This window comes from Staphylococcus sp. GDY8P57P (genome assembly GCF_017892585.1).
Classification (GTDB): domain Bacteria; phylum Bacillota; class Bacilli; order Staphylococcales; family Staphylococcaceae; genus Staphylococcus; species Staphylococcus borealis.
In genome coordinates this window covers 1-593 of sequence record NZ_JAESLK010000169.1, presented here as the reverse complement: position 1 = coordinate 593, position 593 = coordinate 1, and the positions used below count along the sequence as shown (strand labels likewise).

Annotated in this window: 1 protein-coding gene; it reads right to left on the bottom strand. The window is 31.4% G+C overall.

The window, feature by feature from the left end:
- A partial coding sequence (locus KA878_RS14165) for a GNAT family N-acetyltransferase (RefSeq protein WP_398577057.1) occupies nucleotides 1-396 on the bottom strand: 396 nt, incomplete at its 3' end.
- Nucleotides 397-593: the final 197 nt, after the last annotated feature.

The window sequence follows — 593 nt, the reverse complement described above, 5'->3', positions numbered from 1 at the left end:
TAAAACGATATAATCTTCATATTCATCAGCCGTCAAACTTAAACGAATGAGTTTACTGCCTAAATGTAAATGTCGATAAGGTAAACTGATTTCTATCGCACCCAGTTCAATTAAATACTCAAGGTTACCATCAGACCAACGTTCTAATGGATCAGGATAGTGATAAGTGACATAACCTACAATATGGTCATGCTTTCTAATCACAAAAATTCTACCTTCTTTTAATTCACTAATTTCTTTTATAGCTATAAATTGATCGTTAGGTTGTCGAAAAGCAGAAAGTCCATCATCAAAAGTCATAAGTTCAAGATTTTCTCTAGAGACAGGGCCTTCTATTATAAATGTACCTTCGTCCAAATGAAATGTTTGAAATTGATACGTTTTTATATGTTCCATTTTTTCACTCCAAACGACTGTAGATGAATGTCATATTCACCCTTTAATACTTTTAGTATAAGTGATTTCGGAGGAAATTAACACGAAAATGTATCCGTTTACACCAATTATTTTGAAAATTGTGAATTTGTTAGTTATAATATGCATTAAGCATTCGATTTCATTAAGAGGGGGATTTAGAATGAAAGTAGAAGTAT